This window comes from Occallatibacter savannae (genome assembly GCF_003131205.1).
In the GTDB taxonomy this organism is placed as follows: Bacteria; Acidobacteriota; Terriglobia; order Terriglobales; family Acidobacteriaceae; genus Telmatobacter; species Telmatobacter savannae.
This window is the reverse complement of the sequence record NZ_QFFY01000002.1, coordinates 177,198-194,351: the sequence shown is the minus strand read 5'-3', so window position 1 is coordinate 194,351 and position 17,154 is coordinate 177,198. Positions and strand designations below refer to the sequence as shown.

Annotated in this window: 14 protein-coding genes; 6 read left to right on the top strand and 8 right to left on the bottom strand. The window is 60.8% G+C overall.

The features are described 5' to 3' along the window. Positions 1-42: 42 nt before the first annotated feature. From mnmE to DHV10_RS08240, 3 genes are all read left to right on the top strand, one after another. Positions 43-1,743: a tRNA uridine-5-carboxymethylaminomethyl(34) synthesis GTPase MnmE gene (gene mnmE / locus DHV10_RS08250; protein WP_239461393.1), complete on the top strand. Its 1,701-nt coding sequence runs from the start codon at positions 43-45 to the stop codon at positions 1,741-1,743. Positions 1,744-1,809: 66 nt separating this feature from the next. Continuing rightward, a complete protein-coding gene (locus tag DHV10_RS08245; protein WP_109485886.1) occupies positions 1,810-2,964 on the top strand; it encodes a cellulase family glycosylhydrolase in 1,155 nt (384 codons plus the stop codon). A 39-nt stretch (positions 2,965-3,003) separates the two neighbouring features. Beyond that, on the top strand, positions 3,004-3,531 hold the full coding sequence (locus DHV10_RS08240) for a nucleoside deaminase (RefSeq protein WP_109485885.1): 528 nt from the start codon (positions 3,004-3,006) through the stop codon (positions 3,529-3,531). 44 nt (positions 3,532-3,575) lie between these two features. On the opposite strand, the gene DHV10_RS08235 is transcribed toward DHV10_RS08240, so the two are convergent. The 3 genes from DHV10_RS08235 to DHV10_RS26995 form a co-directional block, all read right to left on the bottom strand. Next, on the bottom strand, positions 3,576-4,832 hold the full coding sequence (locus tag DHV10_RS08235) for a TIGR03790 family protein (RefSeq protein ID WP_109485884.1): 1,257 nt from the start codon (positions 4,830-4,832) through the stop codon (positions 3,576-3,578). A 16-nt stretch (positions 4,833-4,848) separates the two neighbouring features. Next, entirely contained in the window at positions 4,849-6,054 is a 1,206-nt protein-coding gene (locus DHV10_RS08230) for a glycoside hydrolase 5 family protein (RefSeq protein WP_162601324.1), read from the bottom strand. Between the two features lie 73 nt (positions 6,055-6,127). Continuing rightward, positions 6,128-7,546: an NAD(P)/FAD-dependent oxidoreductase gene (locus tag DHV10_RS26995; protein WP_162601323.1), complete on the bottom strand. Its 1,419-nt coding sequence runs from the start codon at positions 7,544-7,546 to the stop codon at positions 6,128-6,130. A 152-nt stretch (positions 7,547-7,698) separates the two neighbouring features. Between DHV10_RS26995 and DHV10_RS08220 the strand changes: the two genes are divergently transcribed. The 3 genes from DHV10_RS08220 to DHV10_RS08210 all read left to right on the top strand — a co-directional run bounded on the left by DHV10_RS08220 (position 7,699) and on the right by DHV10_RS08210 (position 12,081). Continuing rightward, entirely contained in the window at positions 7,699-9,006 is a 1,308-nt protein-coding gene (locus DHV10_RS08220) for a M23 family metallopeptidase (protein WP_109485881.1), read from the top strand. 471 nt (positions 9,007-9,477) lie between these two features. Then, positions 9,478-10,701: an alpha-amylase family glycosyl hydrolase gene (locus DHV10_RS08215; RefSeq protein WP_239461391.1), complete on the top strand. Its 1,224-nt coding sequence runs from the start codon at positions 9,478-9,480 to the stop codon at positions 10,699-10,701. Positions 10,702-10,710: 9 nt separating this feature from the next. Then, complete coding sequence (locus tag DHV10_RS08210; protein WP_109485879.1) at positions 10,711-12,081, top strand: MFS transporter; 1,371 nt, start codon at positions 10,711-10,713, stop codon at positions 12,079-12,081. A 12-nt stretch (positions 12,082-12,093) separates the two neighbouring features. Here DHV10_RS08210 and DHV10_RS08205 read toward each other — a convergent pair whose 3' ends face one another. From DHV10_RS08205 to DHV10_RS08185, 5 genes are all read right to left on the bottom strand, one after another. After that, positions 12,094-12,915: a cobalamin-binding protein gene (locus DHV10_RS08205; protein WP_204101368.1), complete on the bottom strand. Its 822-nt coding sequence runs from the start codon at positions 12,913-12,915 to the stop codon at positions 12,094-12,096. 15 nt (positions 12,916-12,930) lie between these two features. Next, on the bottom strand, positions 12,931-14,436 hold the full coding sequence (locus DHV10_RS08200) for a Gfo/Idh/MocA family protein (protein ID WP_109485877.1): 1,506 nt from the start codon (positions 14,434-14,436) through the stop codon (positions 12,931-12,933). A gap of 87 nt (positions 14,437-14,523) precedes the next feature. Continuing rightward, positions 14,524-15,387 (bottom strand): sugar phosphate isomerase/epimerase family protein, encoded by an 864-nt coding sequence (locus DHV10_RS08195; protein WP_239461389.1) that lies wholly within the window; start codon positions 15,385-15,387, stop codon positions 14,524-14,526. Positions 15,388-15,519: 132 nt separating this feature from the next. Next, complete coding sequence (locus DHV10_RS08190; protein ID WP_109485876.1) at positions 15,520-15,819, bottom strand: AtuA-related protein; 300 nt, start codon at positions 15,817-15,819, stop codon at positions 15,520-15,522. A gap of 2 nt (positions 15,820-15,821) precedes the next feature. Further along, positions 15,822-17,153, bottom strand: coding sequence for an acyclic terpene utilization AtuA family protein (locus tag DHV10_RS08185; RefSeq protein ID WP_109485875.1), 1,332 nt, complete (start codon positions 17,151-17,153; stop codon positions 15,822-15,824). Position 17,154 lies beyond the last annotated feature (1 nt).

Here is a 17,154-nt window from a genome sequence, read left to right as displayed (position 1 = left end):
GGCAACTGGGAACTTGCTATCCCTCCTTACAATGAATCCAGCGTGAGCGAAGATCAGCCCACTCCCGAAGCGGCCATCGTCGACACCATCGCCGCGATCTCCACCCCTCCCGGCCGCGGCGGCATCGGCATCGTTCGCCTCAGCGGCCCTGACTCTGCCTCCATCGCCGTCCAGCTCATGCAGCTTCGCCAGCCACTCGAACACGGCCGAGCGCGCCTCGCCTCCGTGCTCGACGAAGCCGGCCCGGAAGCCTCTACCCAGCCCATCGACCAGGCCGTCGTCACTCTCTTCGCCGCCCCCAACTCCTATACCGGCGACGACCTTGTCGAAATCGCCGCTCACGGCTCTCCGGTCGTCCTCGATCTGCTCCTTCGCAGGGCTCTCACCCTCGGCGCTCGCCTCGCCAACCCCGGCGAATTTACCGAGCGCGCCTTCCTCTCCGGCAAGCTCGACCTCACGCAGGCCGAAGCCGTCCGCGACCTCATCGAAGCCCAGACCCTCACTCAGGCCCGTCAGGCCGCCAGCCAGATGGGTGGCGCGCTCAGCCGCCGCGTCGCTCCCACGAAGCGGTCCCTCGTCGAGCTCATCGCGCTTCTCGAAGCCGGCATCGACTTCGGAGAAGACGACGTCGACGTCACGCCTCAATCCGAAATCGCCCGCCGCATCGACGAGCTCATCCCGCCACTCTCCGCTCTCGAAGCCTCTTTCGCCCGCGGCCGCATCGTTCACGACGGACTCACCCTCGCCATCGTCGGCCGCCCCAACGCCGGCAAAAGCTCCCTATTCAATCGCCTCGTCGAGCGCGACCGCGCCATCGTCACCGCCACCCCCGGCACCACGCGCGACCTCGTCACCGAGCGCATCTCACTCGACGGCATCCCCCTCGAACTCGTCGACACCGCCGGCCTTCGCGACACCCTCGAAGAAATAGAGCAGCTCGGCATCGAGCGCAGTCGCCAGGCCCTCGCTGATGCCGCCATCGTCCTCATCGTCCTCGACGCCACCCAGCCCCTCAACGACGAAGAGCGCACGCTCGTCTCCGGCGTCCAGAACCGCAGCGCCCTCATCGCCATCAATAAAAGTGACCTCAACAAAGCCACGATCTTCTCCTTTGATCCCACCGCATCGCACCATCTGAAGGAGCACAACCTCAGTCTTGCGGAAACCGCCGAACAACCCAATCGCGAACCGTCACTGCATCCATCGCAAGCCTCGAAAGGGCACGACTTCAGTCCTTCCGATGACGCTGAAATCATCAATCGAGTCCGTTCATCGCAGGATTTGAAAGGTCACGTATTTAGCGGCGCGGAAACCGGCGAAGAAATCGATCACGTTGTTTCATCGGAGGGTTTGAAAGGGCACGACTTCAGTCGTGCCGAAAACGCCGAAGAGAATAGTGGGGCTTTAGCCCCTGAGGGCGTACCCCCTTCGCTCACATTCATCCCCACCTCCGCCCTCACCGGCGAAGGCATCAACGCGCTCCGCGAAAAGATCCTCCAACTCGCAACCGGCGGTGCCGCCTCCGAACCCGGCCTCCTCACCAACCTCCGCCAGCAGCAGACCATCGTCACCGCCCGCGCCGCCCTCGAAGACGCCCGCCGCGCCAACAGCTCCGGCATCCCCCACGAGATGATCCTGCTCGACCTCTACCGCGCCCTCTGGGCCCTCGACTCCCTCACCGGCCAAACCACCCCCGACGACATCCTCAATCTCATCTTCTCCACTTTCTGCATCGGCAAGTAGCAACGCCCGCCGCGCGACACAGTAGAATTCTCCTTCATCATTTCGGACACTTCGGATGGGGGCTCTATGACGGACAGGCTGTTGTCGCGACAGTTGGTCGTGCGAACAAATGCATACCGCTTGCTGGTGCTGATGTTGATGCTCATTGCGTGCGCCGCAATGCAGGCGCAGGATCGGTGGACCGAAGCGCAGGCCAACGACTGGTACGCAAAGCAGCCCTGGCCCGTGGGTGCGGATTTTCTGCCCTCCACCGCCATCAACGAATTGGAGATGTGGCAAGCCGATACCTTCGACGAACCGACAATCGACCGCGAACTGGGCTGGGCCGAAGCCGCGGGAATGAACACCATGCGCGTCTTCCTGCACAACCTGCTATGGCAGCAGGACCCTCGCGGATTCCAGCAGAGGATCGACCGCTTCCTTTCCATCTCGGCCAGGCATCACATCAAGCCGATGTTTGTGCTCTTTGACTCGTGCTGGGATCCTAGCCCGAAGCTCGGGCCGCAGCATCCGCCCATTCCGGGGGTGCACAACTCGGGTTGGGTGCAGGCCCCCGGTGCTGCGATCCTCAACGATCCGGCACAATTTCCCAAGCTCGAAAGATATGTCGAAGGCGTGGTAGGCGCCTTCGCCAAGGACGATCGCATCCTGGCGTGGGACCTGTGGAATGAGCCCGATAACGGGAACGATTCGTCGTATCTGAAAGGCGAACCGAAGAACAAAAACGAGATCATCGCAGGATTGTTGCCGCAGGTGTTTGCGTGGGCGCGGTCCGCGCATCCCGCGCAGCCGCTCACCAGCGGCGTCTGGCACGGCGACTGGACGTCAGAGGCGACAATGACGCCCGTCGGCAGAATCCAGGTCGAGCAGTCCGATGTGATCAGCTTTCACAACTACGGATGGCCGGAGGAGTTCGAGGCACACGTCAAGATGCTGCTGCCCTATCACCGCCCAGTCATCTGCACGGAGTACATGGCGCGCAACATCGGAAGCACATTCGACACGATTCTGCCCATTGCGAAGAAATACCGTGTGGGCGCAATCAACTGGGGCCTGGTCGCCGGCAAGAGCCAGACCTGGATTCCATGGGACTCCTGGCAGCGGCCCTATGTCTCGGACCAGCCGGCAATTTGGCAGCACGACGTATTTCGTGTGGACGGCACGCCCTATCGCACGCGCGAAATCCAAGTGCTGCAGGACATGACGAAGGGGAACTTGTAGTCGACAAGGGCCGTTTCAGGCGCCGCTATAATCCGGATCATGCCTCTGATAAATCGCAGGGAATGGATCGCGTTAGCCGGAAGTTTCGCAGCACTCCGAGCGGTGGGCCAGAGTGACCAGCAAACCCACCAACGCTACATGCGCCGGGCGATCGCGCTTGCGGCAAACAACCCCAAGGCTCCCTTTGGCGCCGTTTTGGTGAACGTACCAAAAGGGGCGGTAATGGGCGAGGGCTGGAACCGTTCGTCCGAAAATCCAACGTGGCATGGCGAGATCGATGCGATCAATCGTTGTGCCGCCGCTCACCCGGGCATCGACTGGACCAGGCTCACTCTCTACACCACCGCCGAGCCATGTCCCATGTGCCAGAGCGCCGCGGAGTGGGCGGGAATCGCCACGATCGTCTATGGTTCATCGATCCCCTTTCTCAAAAGCCTCCATTGGTCGCAGATCGACATTCGTGCGGAGGAAGTGGCGAAGAGAAGTCCCTTCCGCAAATGCGCAGTCGTCGGCGGAGTTCTTGAAGCCGAATGCAACGAGCTGTTTCGACGAGCTGCAAAGCGCTGACGGGTCTCGGCTAGATAGAACAGCCGCCAGGCCCGCGAGACGATCTAATGATGCTTCGCGTGGCTCCGGCTATTCGCATCTTTGCGCATCCACGCGGGCGCTCGGCAGAGCGGGTCGCCGATAACGACATCCTCCCAGCCGACAAATCGCGAGGCCGCATACATGCTCTCAGCGAGCGTGAAACCGGAAGTGTACCTCTCCATGGCAATCGAAGGCGATGCGATTGCCTGTAGAAGCGGTTCATCGGTGTAGCCCTTCACGCCGGTAATCCCATGTGCAACCAGATCCGCGATCAGCGATTGTCCGCCCGTGGTGGGCAGAAACGTTCGCCCGCTGGTCGACACCGCGGTGTCTCCGATGGATCCCGGCGCGAACCGCAGCGACTCATATGCCTTCCCGTTGTAGCGCGCGTCGTTGCTGCCCCAGGAAAAGTAGCCAATCAGATTCGAACGATTGCCGATGAAGGCCTCGCTCCGATCGAGCTCCGTGGGGATTCCCCGGCTCACGAGCAGGTTCCCGGCCTTCACCATATCGGCATTCCAGGAGCCGTAGTCGGATTCGTCCAGAATGGGCCCTGCCACCGGCAGGGGTTGGCGATTCACATCCGTGCTGTTGAATTTGAAAACAGGCTGCACATCGAGCAGCACTTTGGCCTCCGGAAGCTGTTTGCTCGGTGCGTCGTCCGCAGCTAGCGAGCGCGTAACAAGCGCTTCCGCGTCGGCTTCCGTGTAGCCGTCGAGGCGAGTAACCAGGTATCCGCCAAACGCCGCGTGGCTGAACGGCACGTTCTGATTCCAGTAAAGATTCAACCAGCCGAATCCATCCGCGCCCGAGCCATGGATGCTGATCCTGACAGCGCGCTTGATCGATCCATATCCCGTTGCCGCCAGGTAGCTATCGACCGAGGGATGAAGAGTTCCCGTAGTGTGCTCGTCGCGCGAACCGGTCGCGCCCCCGTCGATGCGAATCGGCACACCCTTCGTCAGCACGATGAAGTTGATCTCCCGGTGCCGGGCAAGATAGGCGTGCACCGGACCGTCGATCTCGCGTTCGTAGTCCGCGAGAAGAATGGTCTCGTTGGCGGTACTGATGGCAGAGTCGGCGCAATGAACCGCAACAGACTTGGATACTCCGCGCTTCCGGGCATAAAACTTCGCAACCGCCGTGGAGACCGGGCTGTCGGCGTTGTAAACAACCAGCACTTCATCAGCAGTGTGCCGGGGAGCTGCAGCCGGCAAGGGCGCCGCGTCAACAAAGGCGGCGAGGGTCAGGATGAGGAGGGTCGGCCATTGTTTGCGCATGAAATCCAGCCCGGCATCAATTGCGTTCTGGCTTCGGATTCCAGCCGAGCCAATCGAGAACCCATTGCCAAGTTGCGTCCTGCGTATGAGGTGCTGCGGGCGGTGGCGGAAGCGCCGCCGTCGGAAAGGCCACGGGCGTGCCCCGGTACGTGTCTGCGAGTTGCTTGAAAACCCGGCCCGCGGGCTTGACCTTCCCGTCGTTGGTCAGCAAGCCAAGCGTGTACTCAAGCGGATTGAAGTCGTACTTGCGATCAACATCGTGGCTGTCCCAATAGGTAAACCAGCTCACTCCTTGCTCAATGGCGACGTGGACTGCTTTGTCGAGCCACTCGGCTTGTTCGGCGTCTGAGAGCTTCTGGATGCACGTGTTGAATTCGCCGGCGAAGACCGGCTTCTGCTGCGTTCCGGCGTAAGCGCGGATGAGCGCGGCCATCGCGGCGAGCAGCTTCACGCTTGGCGGGTCCATGGGTCCGCCGTACTTGAGCGCCCCGGTCCACCACGGATAGCAGTGCATGACGGGGAACTTCTGCGCGGCAAGTGCGCGCGGCGAGAAGGTGGTGTCGCGGAACCACGGGTTGTGGTCGACGCCGTTGACATGGAGGCGTTCGGGCAGCGCGGAATTCATGAGGCCAAATGTGCGCTCCATCCATGCGTCGCCCGTGGGCGGGTCGGTGTCCCAGCAGGTGTTGATCTCGTTGCCCATGTCATAGCCGATGACGTTCTGGTGCGGTGCCAGCGTGCGGCTGAGCTCCCGGATGAACAGCTCCTGCGCGTCCAGCATAATGCGATCGGTGAAGAAGCCGTCCGAGAGGCGGTTGAAGGGCGGGAGGAAGTACCATCCGCTGAGCTGTCCGGTGAAGACGGTGACGAGGGCGTCGAGATGGCGCTCGGCCATGAGGGTGATGAGCTGATTGAGACGCTCGAGGTGCGCGGGGCTGACCCACTTGGGGTTTGGCTGGAAAAAAGGCCAGATGAGCAGAATGCGCAGATGATCTGCGCCGAGGCCCGCGATGGCGTCCAGATCGCGGCGGATGGGGTCGGGATTCCAATCGTTCCAGCAGAACCACCAGTTGTGCGATGGCGTGTAGTTGACGCCAAACCGATGGCGCGTGAGGTCGAGGCTATGCGCGTCAGGTGAAGCTTCCGGTGTGATGGCTTTTGCGAAGGAGTTGGATGCAGCGAGGGTTGCGGCTGCGGAGGAGAGGAAATGGCGTCGGTTCATGATTGGTTGGTCCCCGGGGTGAACAGGAAAGGGTAATTGAGGGGAGAGTCGCGGTCCAGTGATGAAGAGGTGTTCAGACTGCGAGAGCAGCGGCGAGCTGTTCGCGCGAGGGCTGGGGAAAGGGCGAAGGGGGTTCTTGTTCGGCAAGCACGCTGCGGGTGCGCTCGGTGATGGCGGGGTCTGAGTAGATGTCGTCCGGCTTGGCGAGCATGCCGAAGACACGCCAAAAGGCGCGGAAGAGGATGGGGTCGAAGGCGGAGGCGGAGCGCAGTTCGGCAAAGGAGACGCGGTCATGCCGAGGCGCAGGGGGACTCGGAGCGGGCTCGTCGAAGATCTTGCTGCGAAGCGCGGCGAGGCGTGCGGCATCGATGGCGGCCTGGTCCTCGAAGAACGGCTGTATGCCGGTGCTGACAAAGTTATCGAAGTGGAAAGCTTGCCGTGCGAGGTCCGGTTCGTGCTGCAAGATGCTGTCGATCTCGAGCGCAGAAGAAAGTGCCATGCCCAGGCCGCGACCGAGAGTCGGATTGGTGGTGCAAATGGCATCGCCGATTGCATGCAGACCGAGAACGACGGGCCTTTCGTTCACGACGAGACGGCGGAGCGAGTTCTGCACAGCGCCCATGGCATAGACGTCGGAGATGGGCTCCAGGACATCGAGCCAGTTTTTGAAGTATGGAACTGAAGTGAGGACAGCCGAGAAAACGCGCGAATCGCGGACGGGAAGAAAGCGACGATCCGAAGCCAGGGGCGCGATGGCGATTTGCACGGTGTCGTTGTCCGCAGCCCAGATACCGACAGTAAATTCATCGAGGCCGACGACGAGGCGTGTTGTGCGAGGGCCGGGCGGTGTGGCTCCGCGACGAATACGGTGATAACGGCTGAAGTAAGCGACTCCGCATTCTGCCTGGATGCGCTGGGTGGGCTGAGCGCCGACGTCGCGAAGCCACTGGTCGATGGGGGAGCGGTAGCCGGAGGCGTCGATCACGAGGTCACAGGTAAGATCTCCGGTGGTGGTGCGGAGGCCAATGACTTGAGGTGGATTTCCTTTGTCCACCAGGATGCCTGTGCTGCGCGTGGCGAAGCGGGGCTCGATGTTGTGTTGAGCGGCGACCGACTGCAGGAGCACCCAGTCGAATGTAGAGCGGCGGGTCATGAGCAGAGTGAGGCGTTCGTCGCCGGGGTGAGGAGATTTATCGGCAAGAGTGGACGGCATCTGGGTGGAGATGGGAGCCTCCTGCACGCCGGCGGCAATGAGCGCGTGATAGAGGTGCGGAAGGTGTTGGATGAGCAGTTCGCGAACGCGGGGAAGAAGGACGTGCGGCTGAACGAGCTGGGGCGCTCCGGCACGGAAGGCTGCTGCTGCTGCGGATTCAACGTCGGGAGCAATGGCCAGAGGATCGCGATCGAGCAGGACGATTTTGTGTCCTGCCCGGCTGAGGATGAGGGAAGTGAAGATTCCTGCTGCGCTGGCGCCGACAACTACGATTCGCAAGGGGCCCGGCCTCGAAGGAGATGATAGCAATCCCGGATTGTCCTTGGGCATGCTATTTCGATGGGTTGACAGGCAATGGCCGATAGCGAATGTCACTCTTTCGGAAACAGTACTCGCCCCAAATTCACACTGCGCGCGACCTAGAATGAGGTGTGCGCAAAGTATTGTTAGCAGTTGTTCTGCTTGTCGTTGTAGTGCCGGTCGTGGTCCTGTTGGCGCGTTCGGCGAGGCCTGTACTCGAACTGACCACAGACGTAAAGACCATCGGCCAGGCTACGCCGGTGTCCGTACACGCGACCGATCCGCGCGGCATCAAGAGCGCTTCGGCCGCGATCGTGCAGAACGGCCAGACCTTCATGGTGTGGCAGCTACCGCAGCCGCTGATGACGAAGGAAGCGACGTGGGATTTCGTCGCAGGTGTGCGGACGACGGCGCTTCTGAAGGATGGGCCGGCGAAGCTGCTGGTGGAAGCGAAATCCGCTGACCTCCTTGGAAAGACGGCCAAGCTTGAGCGCGACGTGACCGTAGTGACCCGCCCGCCCTCGGTGAGCGTCGACTCCGAACAGCACTACATCTATATCGGCATGGCTGACCTCGCAACGTTTGACGTCTCCGGCGCCTATACGGCGGCTGGCGTGCGGGTTGGCGATCAATCCTTCCGAGCGTGGCCCATGCCCGGCGGCAAGCCCGGCATGTTCGCTCTCTATGCGTTTGCCTGGAACATGCCGCAGACAACGGTTCCCGTGGTCTTTGCCGCCAACGGCGCGGGCAACGATGTAACCAGCCCGCTCACCGTCATCTTCCCGAAAAAAGAGCAGCCGCACTACACCGTCCATCAGCTGCCCATCAGCGATCAGTTCATGCAGAAGGTCGTTGGCGAACTCGATCCCAACGGGACGGGCGACCTGGTCTCGCGCTTCGTGAAGATCAACAACGAGATGCGAAAGTCGAACAACAAGACGCTCTCTGATCTTCGTTTCAAGACCGCCGATCACTTCCTTTTCTCGCAGCCATTCCAGCGCCAGTCGCACTCCGCGGCTGAGGCCACCTTTGCCGATCTGCGCCACTACATCTATCAGGGCAAAGAGATCGATCAGCAGGTCCACCTCGGATACGACCTGGCCGTCACGCAGCATGTGGGCGTAGAGGCATCCAACGACGGGCGCGTGGTTTGGGCGGCTCCGCTTGGAATCTACGGCAACTGCATCGTCGTCGACCACGGTTACGGTTTGCAGACCATCTACGGCCACCTCAGCCACATCGATGTCCACGAGGGCGACACCGTAAAACGCGGGCAAGTCATGGGGCAGAGCGGCATGACCGGCATGGCCGGAGGCGACCACATCCACTTCGCGATGCAGCTGGACGGCGTGCAGATTGATCCCAAGGAGTGGTGGGATCCGCACTGGATTCAGGACCATGTCGCGCGCCGGGTGGAGCTGCCGGGATTCAAGCCGTAGGGCAGTTGTCAGTTTCATGTCAGTCTTCAGTTCCTGGTTCAGCGTCCTGAAGAGGCACGACTTCGCAGTTTGCTGAAGAGGGCTCGATTCAGCACGGACTTGACAGGGCGCGACTTCAGTCGTGCCGAAAGGGGCTCACCATAGCGCGGCTTTAGCCGCTGAGGGACGGTTTCGACAGCTTTTGCATGACTGTCAGCAGTCTCAAGCAAGCTTTGGAGTCGTGCCCTGGCGCTTTTTGTAAAGCGCACAGCCTGACAATCGGCATGGCCTTTTGTCATGGCGGGTTGAGCATTTGGGATGCTATGCTTTCCCGCTATGAAGTCGAGGCTGTTCGTTGCACTCGCTTGTTGCATTTTTGCCGCTTCACCTGGGACCGGAAATCAAAGTCACGCACAGACAGCTGATCCAAACATCGCCTCGCTCGACGCCAGGCACTCTCCGGATTGGCTGAAATCGGGAACGGTATACCAGGTGTTCGTGCGCTCGTTCTCGCCTGCGGGCGATTTGAACGGCGTGACCGCGCGTCTGGACGATCTGAAGAAGCTAGGCGTCAACATCGTCTGGCTCATGCCGATCCACCCTGACGGACAGCTGAAGAAAAAAGGATCGCTGGGAAGCCCCTACGCGGTCCGCGACTACTACGCCATCGATCCCGCGCTCGGCACCAAAGACGACATGCATCGCCTCGTGCAGGAGACGCACAAGCGGCAGATGAAGATCATCATCGATATCGTCGCTAACCATACCGCGTGGGACAGCGTGATGATGGCGCATCCCGACTTTTACCGCAAAGGCAAAGACGGCCAGATTACCTCGCCCTACGACTGGACAGACGTCGCAGCGCTCGACTACACCAATCCGAAGCTGCGTCGCTACATGACCGACATGCTGCTCCACTGGATTAAAGAATTCGATCTGGATGGATTCCGCTGCGACGCGGCAGGCGAAGTTCCCACCGACTTCTGGGAGCAGGCGCGCAGGGAACTGGAACAGGCCAAGCCCGACCTCATGATGCTGGCCGAAGCGAGCAAGCCCGAACTGCTGCGCAGTGCGTTCGACATGGATTATGCATGGCCCATGATGCACGCAGTCGACGATGTGGTCATGAATGGAAACCCGGCCACCGAGATTCGCGAAACCTTCGAGCAGCAGCAGAAGCTGTTCCCCAAAGGCGCACTTCACCTGCGCATGAGCGACGACCACGACGAGTTCCGGGCGGTAACGCGCTACGGCTTTCCCGGCGCAATTGCGGCCTCCGTCCTGATGTTCACTCTCGATGGAGCCCCTTTGATCTACAACGGGATGGAGGTCGGGGATTCGACACAGTCGCGGGCGCCGGCTCTGTTCGAGCCGCAGAAGATCTTCTGGCAGGCAGGAGAGTGGCACCCCGAATACTCGAAGTTCTACTCCGAGATGGATACGTTGCATCACGAGCATACGGCGCTTCAGCAGGGCGCAACCATCTGGTTGCATAACAGCGACGAGCAGCATATCGTAACTTACCTGCGTAGGTCCGGCGCTGAGGAATTCCTCGTTGCGGTGAATCTCTCGAGCACTCCGTTCCGCGGGAGCGTGGAGGCAAGCGGGAACTGGAAAGAGATCGAACTTCCAGTCTCGAAACCGGAATCTGTCGCCGTTCCGTTTATATCGCTGAATGCCTTCGAGGCCCGCATCTTTCAGAGGCAGGTCCAATAGGAAGAAACGATGAGCACACCGCAAACAGCCGCCTCCGCAACAAAGACCGTGACGTACATCCGCAAGCCGGAGCGCAGCTTCTGGCAGATCTGGAACATGAGTTTCGGCTTCCTCGGCATCCAGTTCGGCTGGGGACTGCAGATGGCCAACATGAGCGCCATCTACGAGTATCTCGGCGCGCGCGCCAGTCAGATTCCGATCTTCTGGCTCGCAGCTCCATTGACCGGAATGATTGTGCAGCCTCTGATTGGGCATGCGAGCGATCACACGTGGGGACGGCTGGGGAGAAGGCGGCCGTACTTTCTGACGGGCGCGATTCTGAGTTCGCTGATGCTGATCCTGATGCCGAACGCTTCGGCGCTTTGGATGGCTGCGGGAATGCTCTGGATTCTGGACGCGTCGATCAACGTGAGCATGGAGCCCTTTCGCGCGTTTGTCGCCGACCTTCTCCCTGAGGGGCAACGCACATCGGGGTTCGCGATGCAGAGTCTTTTCATTGGGCTGGGAGCATCTTTTTCGTCGGCGCTGCCGTACATTCTTTCCACCTTTTTTCATGTGCATCAAAAGCTGGGCGACACCCGCGCGGTACCGACCGTGGTGCGGATCTCCTTTTACCTTGGCGCCGTGGCGTTCATGGGCGCGGTTTTATGGACGGTGTTGACCACGAAAGAATACCCGCCGCCGGACATGGAGGCGTTTCGCAGCGCAAAAGCGCAAAAGACAGGCCTCTCCGCGAACGTGCGCGAAATCCTCGCCGCGATTCGCGAGATGCCACCAACAATGCGGCGCCTCGGTCCCGTCCAGTTCTGCACCTGGCTCGGCCTCTTCTGCATGTGGCTCTACTTTCCCGTTGCCGTGGCGCACAACGTCTTCGGCGCAAACGACACGAAATCGCCCCTGTATCAGGCGGGCGTCGAGTGGGGCGGGAACTGCTTCGCCGTGTACTCTGCCGTATGTTTCCTCTTTTCGTTCGCTCTGCCGGGCCTCGCGCGCAAGCTGGGGCGCAAGCATACCCACTCTCTATGCCTGCTCACAGGAGCGCTGGGCCTCATGTCCGTTGTCGTGATCCACGACAAGTGGCTCCTGCTTCTGACGATGGTGGGCGTCGGCATCGCATGGGCGAGCACGCTGTCCATGCCCTATGCCGTGCTGGCGGCCTCCATCCCGCCCGAGCGCACCGGCGTCTACATGGGCATCTTCAACTTCTTCATCGTGACGCCGGAAATTCTGGCCTCGCTCTTCTTCGGGTGGATCATGATCCATCTGCTCGGCAACAACCGCATCTACGCCATCATCGCCGGCGGCGTGTTCCTCATGATTGCGGCGCTTCTCATGCAGCGCGTCCGCGATCCGCAGACCCTAAGCATCCAGGATGCATAGTCAGCGCTGCTCTTATCTCCGATCCGGGCTGACAGTTTCCGAGAGGATCCGATGAATCAGGCGCACGCCTTCCGTCAGCGCCGCGGGTCCGGGCTGAAGAATAATCGATGAGGGAATCTCATGGATCTGTCCGCTACGGACGGCGCTGACCTTGTCGGCCCCGGGCCGCGCCCTGATCTCGTCGTGATTCACCTTCATCCCACACCATGATGCAAGGATGATGTCCGGGTTCCGTTCGACAACCTGCTCCCACGACACCACCCGGTCCTCCGCTTTGCGCCGCGTTCGAAGCTCAGGGAAAATCGGCTCGCCGCCGGCAATCTCCACAAGCTCCTCTACCCACTGGATGCCGCTGATCAGCGGCTCGTTCCATTCTTCGAAATAGACACGGAGACGCCGCGTGAACCGCGCCGCCTTCGATGCAATCTCCTCCAAGCCCAATCGCCACTCTGCAATAAACCGGCCTCCGTCGTCCGCTTTTCCTAAAATGCGGGCGAGCATCGCAACCGTGTCGAAGATCTCGGCAAGGCTCCGCTGATTGCAGTTGAGCACCGCGAGGCCTCTGAGGGAGGCTTCGCGGGAAATCTCGGCCTGCACGTCGGAGTAGGTGATCAGAAGGTCGGGCTCGAGTTGGGCGATCGCGTCGAAGTTTGCATCCTTGAAAGTAGAGACGCGCGGCTTGCTGCGCACCTCGGGCGGTCGCGTTGAGAACCCTGAAACTCCTACAATTCGATCCTCTTCGCCAAGAAGGTAAATAAGCTCGGCAGCCTCATCGGAGAGACAGACGATGCGGCGGGGGAAAGACCCATGATCTGCCGACATACCGAAGGCCATGAGAGCAGAGTATCGCTAGAGTGCTTGCGGATCCCAGCCCTTCCGGTACTCCCGCGCCAGATACTTGTTCGCCTCCGGCACATTGGTGATCTTCTGAGACTGGGCGTCATACAGCAGCTTCTTGCCCGTCCGCAGCGACACAGCATACAGGTTCACTGCCTCTGAGATGGGCCACGCGTTCAGAAAGCTCGAAGCAGGCTGCTCCGCTCCACCGCGCACCGCCGCAATCCACTGTCGCATGCTCGGCGCTACCTGCTGCCCGCGCCCATGAGCTGGCCCAGCCGCATCTTTGGGCATCTCTCCCTGGCCGATCAGATGCGGATCCTCCAGCTGAAACCCTGAGAGGATCTTCCCCTTGCTGCCGACGAACATCATGCCCTCGACCGGAAGCTCCTCATTCGTCTTCTCAAGCTCTTCCGGCGTCGGAGGCCGCATCCCGCCGTCGTACCACACAAGATCCACGGCCGGCCGCCCCCCGCACGCCGGGTACTTGAAGCGAACGGCTGAAGCCGTCGGAAAAGAGTAGTCGTTCTGTACCTGGTAGGCGATCCCGTCTTTGAATCCGCATACATGAGTAAACGCAGGTTCGATGCTCGTCGGCGATTTCAGATCGAGGGCGTTGAACACAGTCCACAGGCTGTAATGACCCATATCCGCCATCGAGCCGCCGCCGAAGTCATACCACCCGCGGAAGACCATGTGCGTGTAGTCGGGCGAGTAGGGGCGCTCAGCCTCGGGACCAAGCCACAAATCCCAGTCGAAGCCATCCGGAACTGGCGCCGCGCTGGGCACCGTCGTGTACTGCGGCCAGACGGGGCGATTCGACCAGTTATGAATTTCGCGGAGAGTGCCGATCGCGCCGCCGTTGATCCACGCCATCACCTGATCCATCGATCCATTGGACTCCCACGGCATGAAGTGCGTCGCGACCTTCTTCTGACGCGCGGTATCGATCACCATTTTTGCCTCGTGCAATCGATTGGCGATGGGCTTGTGCATAATGACGTGTTTGCCCCTCTTCATGCACGCAATGCTGATCACACCGTGAAGATGATCCGGAGTCATTATCTTGACGGCATCTACATCCTTTTCTTTCTCCAGAAGCTCACGGAAATCGGCATACGACGAGCAGCCATTCCTCCCGCCGGCAGCTTTCTCGTTCGCATAGTAGGTATCCACAAAATCTTTCGCGGCGTCGCGGCCTCCCGGCACGGTGCCTTCAGTCCCGGACCTCCACTCGGGCTTATCGAGAACCGTCCGCAGCTGATTCAGAAGGTCGTCCTTCCCCCAGTCCCGATACCCGATCGCGTTTTTCGAAGGGTCGCAGACGGCAACAACCTGGATCTCCGGGTTCCCCATCAGCCTTGGCATCTCCCGAAGTCCCTGCGTGCCCGTGCCGATATGCGCAAGCGTGATCTTGTCGCTCGGAGCGATCGCTCCGCTTCCGGCCACTACGTGCCTTGGAAGAATGGTGAAACAAGCGGATGCGGAAGCGGTCTCAAGAAACTCGCGGCGATTCATGCTATTCGTAACCCTTTCTCATGGGAACCACATTCAAGGCACTTGCCGTTGCTGCGTGCGGCAACGGCCGAGCTCATGCCTCTTCACTCACACCTGAAGCTGGTGCAGATACGGCACGCTTGCTTTCATCAAGGGCAGTTCCATCTCAACGAAGTAGTTCTTGATACCTCCGGTCTTCGCCGCGGCAAAGATCTTTTTCCAGTCGAGCGTGCCCTGGCCCACCGGCACAATCGAGCGCGACTTCGCTGACCATCCCTGCACGTGCATGGAGATGAATCGGCCGGGATACTTCGTGAAATACTCCGCCGCGTCAAAACCCTCCGCGATGGTCGATACCTGAAACTGGAACTTCACAGCCTTCGGATCGAGAAGCTTGAACAAGAGGTCGTACGTCCGCTGTCCATCCACCGTTGTGCACTCGAAATCCTCATTGTGAAGCCCCTGCACAATTCCTGCGGCCGCGGCGCGCTCACCAATCTTCTCGTACTCCGCCGCGGCGCGCTTCACATCATCCGTCGTGGGACTCTTCGGACCGCCCAGGCTGGCAACGAGCATCTGCGTCATACCCACATCTTTCGCCCACGCAATGCGCCCGTCCTGATCCTTGCGCAATTCATCGAGCGAGAAATGACTGCTCACGCACGTCAGCCCCGCATCCTGAATGATCGATCGCAGCTCTTTTCCGCTGTACTTCTTCAGCCCCCCGAAACCTGAGTCCGCGTACCCTACGGGCGAGCACATCTCGATGCTCTTGAACCCCGCAGCAGCCAGTTGCTTCAGCGTACCCGGAAAGTCCTTCTCGATCATGCTCCGCACCGGCCACGTTTGGCACCCAATGGGAAGCCCGAGTGGATCCGCAAAGGCCGACTTCTCTCCCGACAGCAGAAGTTCCCCCAGCGCTACACACATGCCCGCCTGTTTCACAAATGATCTTCTCGAAAGTTTCCGCACCTTTTTCTCCTTGTGCTACGACGCGAAGACATTGTAAGCGCGGCGGCGCAATCGCGGTAAACCAAGCTCGCGAAACTCTCGGTCCGCGTGCTTTTCATAGGCGGCGATTGCCTGAGCAGATCAGAACCCGAACTAGATCTCCATCGCCAGCAGTGCTGATCCGAGGCACTTGCCGTGCGCATCGAGAGCAAGGGAGCGGGTAACGCTGTTCGAAACCGGCCGTCGCAGGACGAAGTTCAGCGCACCCAGTTGTGGCAGGCTGTAGCGCTGGACGGGACCTTCGATGAGCTCCGAAAAATGCCCAGCCACGCGCTCCACCGTGACCTTCTCCTCAATCAGCGCGAAATCCTCTTTGCGATAAGCGATCAGCGAGATGGTAACGAGGTTTCCTTTGTCGCCCGTGCGGGAGTGCGCAAGCTGGTGGAGAAGCATGGTCAGGACTCCAGAATCTGGACGCGGTGTGAAACGGCGTCGCGCGGGATGAGAGCCGAAGCGATCGCGATCACTTCCCGAGCCGATCCCGATGCGCCGCCGCCGCCGGCAGGGCCGTTTGTGTAGAGGGCCTCGACCTCGCGTGTTATCCACGCGGCGGCTGCAAGCGAGCTTGCACGGCCTGCCGCGCGCAGCCGCACCTCATGCGGAACCGCCGCGTTGCGGGAGAGTTGCGTTCCATGAATCGAATTCAGGCCGATAAAGTCAAACCGAAGTTCAGAGATCTCAAGTCCCGCCAGGCGCTTCGCCAGAATGTCGCGTGCCAGTTCGGCGCGGGCAAGGGCGTTCGGCCCGGCGTACGAGATCTGGCCCTCGCCAATGTAGCCGTCGCGGTAGCCGATCGAGACTTTCAGCGTCGATGGCCGCATGCGCCCCGCCGCCCCCGAGACGCTCACGCGATCGCGGCCTAGTTCACTAAAAGCAACCCCGGAGAAATCAGCCACCACGTCAGGCGTGTAGTACGCGGCCGGATCCTGAATCTCGTAAAGCAGTTGTTCGGTACAGGTGGCAGCGTTGATCACACCACCCGAGCCGTCGATTTTCGTGAGCACTGCCGACCCATCCTCGCTGACTTCGGCGATGGGGAACCCAAGGCGATCAAGGTCGGGCACGTCCTTCACGCCCGGGTCGCCGAAGTAGCCTCCCGTGAGCTGCCCGGCACACTCGAGAAGATGTCCGACAGCCGTGCCCTTACCCAGAAGTTCCCAGTCCTCGAGGCTCCATCGGAACTCGTGCACCAGTGGAGCGAGAAAGAGCGCGGGATCGGCAACGCGGCCCGTCAGAATGATATCGGCGTCGCTCCGCAGCGCCTCGATGATAGGAGCAACGCCGAGATAGGCGTTCGCGGAGAGCCATGTTTCAGCCGGCGGTAGCGGGCCCTCGAGGCTGTCCACCTCATCGATACCGGCTCGAAGAGTCTCCAGCACGTCGTCGCCGGTGACTGCGGCGATCCGCAGACCACGATGCCCGAGCTGTTGCGCGATGTCGCGCGTCTTTTCCGCCGCTGCCGGCGGATTCGCCGCACCCATATTGCTGATGATGCGGATATGCTTCTGAGCACAAATCGGTAGGACGGCGCGCATCCGCTCTTCGAGCAACGGATCGTAACCGGCCACGGGATCTGTGAGCCGGGCTTTCTGCGCGATCGCAATCGTGCGCTCGGCGAGGCACTCAAACACGAGATAGGCGATATCTCCCTTTTCGGCCAGCTCGACTGCTGGATCGATTCGGTCGCCCGAGTACCCGGCTCCGCATCCGATTCGAAGAGTGTTCATC

Coding starts and splice junctions, on each gene's coding strand:
- DHV10_RS08245 (WP_109485886.1), top strand. CDS start 1,810: ATGACGGACAGGCTGTTGTCGCGACAGTTGGTCGTGCGAACAAATGCA.
- DHV10_RS08240 (WP_109485885.1), top strand. CDS start 3,004: ATGCCTCTGATAAATCGCAGGGAATGGATCGCGTTAGCCGGAAGTTTC.
- DHV10_RS08210 (WP_109485879.1), top strand. CDS start 10,711: ATGAGCACACCGCAAACAGCCGCCTCCGCAACAAAGACCGTGACGTAC.
- DHV10_RS08205 (WP_204101368.1), bottom strand. CDS start 12,915: ATGGCCTTCGGTATGTCGGCAGATCATGGGTCTTTCCCCCGCCGCATC.
- DHV10_RS08200 (WP_109485877.1), bottom strand. CDS start 14,436: ATGAATCGCCGCGAGTTTCTTGAGACCGCTTCCGCATCCGCTTGTTTC.
- DHV10_RS08185 (WP_109485875.1), bottom strand. CDS start 17,153: ATGAACACTCTTCGAATCGGATGCGGAGCCGGGTACTCGGGCGACCGA.
- DHV10_RS08235 (WP_109485884.1), bottom strand. CDS start 4,832: ATGCGCAAACAATGGCCGACCCTCCTCATCCTGACCCTCGCCGCCTTT.
- DHV10_RS08190 (WP_109485876.1), bottom strand. CDS start 15,819: ATGCTTCTCCACCAGCTTGCGCACTCCCGCACGGGCGACAAAGGAAAC.
- DHV10_RS08230 (WP_162601324.1), bottom strand. CDS start 6,054: ATGAACCGACGCCATTTCCTCTCCTCCGCAGCCGCAACCCTCGCTGCA.